Source organism: Promineifilum sp. (SeqCode) (assembly GCF_041918635.1).
In the GTDB taxonomy this organism is placed as follows: domain Bacteria; phylum Chloroflexota; class Anaerolineae; order Promineifilales; family Promineifilaceae; genus Promineifilum.
Genome location: NZ_JAYRVJ010000804.1, coordinates 1 through 2,668 on the forward strand (window position 1 = coordinate 1; position 2,668 = coordinate 2,668).

General features: G+C 64.7%; 5 protein-coding genes. 4 read left to right on the plus strand and 1 reads right to left on the minus strand.

Annotation, left to right across the window (positions count from 1 at the left end):
• Positions 1 to 730: DUF4037 domain-containing protein (locus ACE3UY_RS22895; protein WP_374689781.1), on the plus strand; the 730-nt coding region annotated here is incomplete at its 5' end.
• Between the two features lie 58 nt (positions 731 to 788).
• Here the strand turns inward: ACE3UY_RS22895 and ACE3UY_RS22900 are convergent.
• Positions 789 to 1,157, minus strand: coding sequence for a hypothetical protein (locus ACE3UY_RS22900; RefSeq protein ID WP_374689782.1), 369 nt, complete (start codon positions 1,155 to 1,157; stop codon positions 789 to 791).
• 57 nt (positions 1,158 to 1,214) lie between these two features.
• Here ACE3UY_RS22900 and ACE3UY_RS22905 point away from each other — a divergent pair, with 57 nt between their 5' ends.
• From ACE3UY_RS22905 to ACE3UY_RS22915, 3 genes are all read left to right on the plus strand, one after another.
• Positions 1,215 to 1,517: a ribbon-helix-helix protein, CopG family gene (locus tag ACE3UY_RS22905; RefSeq protein ID WP_374689783.1), complete on the plus strand. Its 303-nt coding sequence runs from the start codon at positions 1,215 to 1,217 to the stop codon at positions 1,515 to 1,517.
• A complete protein-coding gene (locus ACE3UY_RS22910) occupies positions 1,514 to 1,951 on the plus strand; it encodes a type II toxin-antitoxin system VapC family toxin (protein ID WP_374689784.1) in 438 nt (145 codons plus the stop codon). The genes ACE3UY_RS22905 and ACE3UY_RS22910 overlap by 4 nt, the downstream gene beginning before the upstream one ends.
• Positions 1,948 to 2,668: FRG domain-containing protein (locus ACE3UY_RS22915; RefSeq protein WP_374689785.1), on the plus strand; the 721-nt coding region annotated here is incomplete at its 3' end. The genes ACE3UY_RS22910 and ACE3UY_RS22915, both read left to right, overlap by 4 nt.

The window sequence follows — 2,668 nt, forward strand, 5'->3', positions numbered from 1 at the left end:
CCGCGACCACCTCGGCTTCGTCCCCGACCGCGACCTGAGCGCGGCGGAGTGGCTGGCCGCGCCGTCGCAGGTGTTGCGCAGCCTGACGGCTGGCGGCGTTTTCCACGACGGGCTGGGGCAGCTGGCCCCCATCCGCGCCCGACTGGCCTACTACCCGTATGACGTGTGGCTTTACCTGCTGGCGACGCAGTGGGGACGCATCGGCCAGGAGGAGGCGTTCGTCGGCCGCTGCGGCCAGGTGGGCGACGAGTTGGGTTCGGCGCTGGTGGCCGCCCGGCTGGCGCGCGACATGATGCGGCTGGCCTTCCTGATGGAGCGGCAGTACGCGCCCTACGTCAAGTGGTTCGGGACGGCGTTCCAGCAGTTGGCCGCCGCGGCAGCACTGACGCCCCACCTGACGGCCGTCCTGCGCGCCGCGGCGTGGCCGGAGCGGGAGGCGCACCTGTCGGCGGCCTATGAGTATCTGGCCGAGCGCCACAACGCGCTGGGGCTGACGCCACCGCTGCCGGCGCGGGTCTCGCCGTTCTATGAACGGCCGTTCCATGTCATCCACGCCGACCGCTTCGCCGCCGCGTTGCGCCAAGCTATCACCGACGAGACGGTACGCGTCTTGCCGGCGGGGGTGGGCGGGATCGACCAGTGGGTGGATTCGACGGACGTGTTGAGCAACCCGGCGCTGTTCCGTGGGCTGTCAATTAAGCACGGATGGGACACGGATAGAACGGATTGAAATGCATTGAGAAAACGGTCAATCCGTCAAATCCGTACTATCCGTGTCCCATCCGTGTCTAATTCTTTAGCCGGCCCTCGAACGCCGCGCCGACTTCGTGGGCCGTCTCCTGGGCCTGCACCTCGACCCGGTCGCCGACGAAGCGGAACTGGAAGAAGGTGTGGTCGTTGTTGGTGATGCCGTCATATTCCAGGAAGAAGGTCTGCTCATCGGCCCAGTAGCCGCGCAGTCCCTGCGGCCGGCCGTCGCTCCCGGTCGAGAAGCGGAAGACGCCATCCAGGCCGATGGGTTGGGACACGACCGGGTCGCCGCGTGAGGCAACGTGGGCCACGGCCTCGGCCGAGCCGTCGAACTCAAGGGTGAGCCTGTTGAGCTCGGCTGGATTCGCGTCAAAAACGTAGGTCTGGCCGGCGATGGTCTGCGCCATGGCCGGCAGGGGTGCGACGGGGACACATGTGTAGGTGTATAATAACCGGCGAGGTGTATGATGGGATATCTACTCCGCACACAAGTATTACTGGAACCGGAACAGCACCGGACGCTACATCAATTGGCTGAGGCTGAGGGTCGCAGCGTATCCGACCTGGTACGCGCCGCCGTGGCGAAGTATTTGGCCGAACGAAATAGCGTGGCGCAGCGCCAGCGGGAGCTGGAAGCCCTTGAACGACTCACGCAGCTCCGCGAGCGAATTGCCGCGCGTTATGGGGTCTATCAGGGCGATCTGGTCGGCGAGGTGCGAGAAGAACGGGATGCGGAACTGGAACAGGTCTTGCGCGGAGAAACATGAGTATCGTCATCGACGCCAATCTAGCCGCGACCATCGCCTTACCGCTTAACTACGCTTCTGAAACCAGTAGGCTCATGCGCGCCTGGAAGGATCGCGGCGAGTATTTACTTGCGCCCGCTCTCCTGGAATACGAGATCACCTCAACGCTGCGCCAAGCTATCGTGATCGGCATGATTGACGAAGCGGAAGCAGTCGAAGCATTGCAGGATGTTCTGGCATCCGGGATCATCCTCGTTCCACCCACTATCGAACTCGATAGAGAAGCACTCGTGTGGGCCAGACGAATCGGTCAGAGCAAGGCCTATGATGCTCAGTACTTAGCCTTGGCCGCGCAGGAAAATGCGCCGCTTTGGACGGCTGACCGCCGCCTGGCTCGCAACGCGCGTGGAGCGGGCCTGGCCTGGGTGCACTGGGTGGGGGGCGAGCCGGCGTGAGTGACATCATCGTCGAGAACTGGCTCGACCTGCACGACAAACTCTTCCAGCCCGTCTGGCAGCCGGACATCAAGCGCTTCCGCGCCCAATTGGCCTTCCGCGGCCTGTCGGATGCCGGCTACGACTTGTCCACCTCGCTCATGCGCCTGGGCGGGCCGTATGAGCGGCTGGAAAAGCACCTGGTGCGCAACTTCCGCAAGTACGCCCAGCGCGACGCCGTGCCGCGCGACTCCACCTGGAACTGGCTGACGCTGGCCCAGCACCACGGCCTGCCGACGCGCCTGATGGACTGGACGTTCTCCCCCTACATCGCCATGCACTTCGCCACGGCCGACCTGGAGCAGTTCAAGACAGATGGGGTCATCTGGGCCGTGGACTACGTCAAGGTTCACCAGTCATTGCCGGCCACCTTCCGCAGCGAGTTGGAGAAGGAGGGAGCTGATCTGTTCACGGTGGAGATGCTGGAGCGGGCCGCGCCGTCGGTGGAAGCGCTGGAGCAGATCAGCGAGGAGCCGTTCCTGCTGTTTCTGGAGCCGCCATCGCTCGACGACCGGGTGGTGAACCAGTACGCCCTGCTGTCAGTCATGTCGCGCTCGACGGCGCGGGTGGATGAGTGGCTGGCCGCCCACCCCCACTTCCACGCCCGCTACATCATCCCCGCCGGCCTGAAGTGGGAGATCCGCGACAAGCTGGACCAGGCCAATATCAACGAGCGCG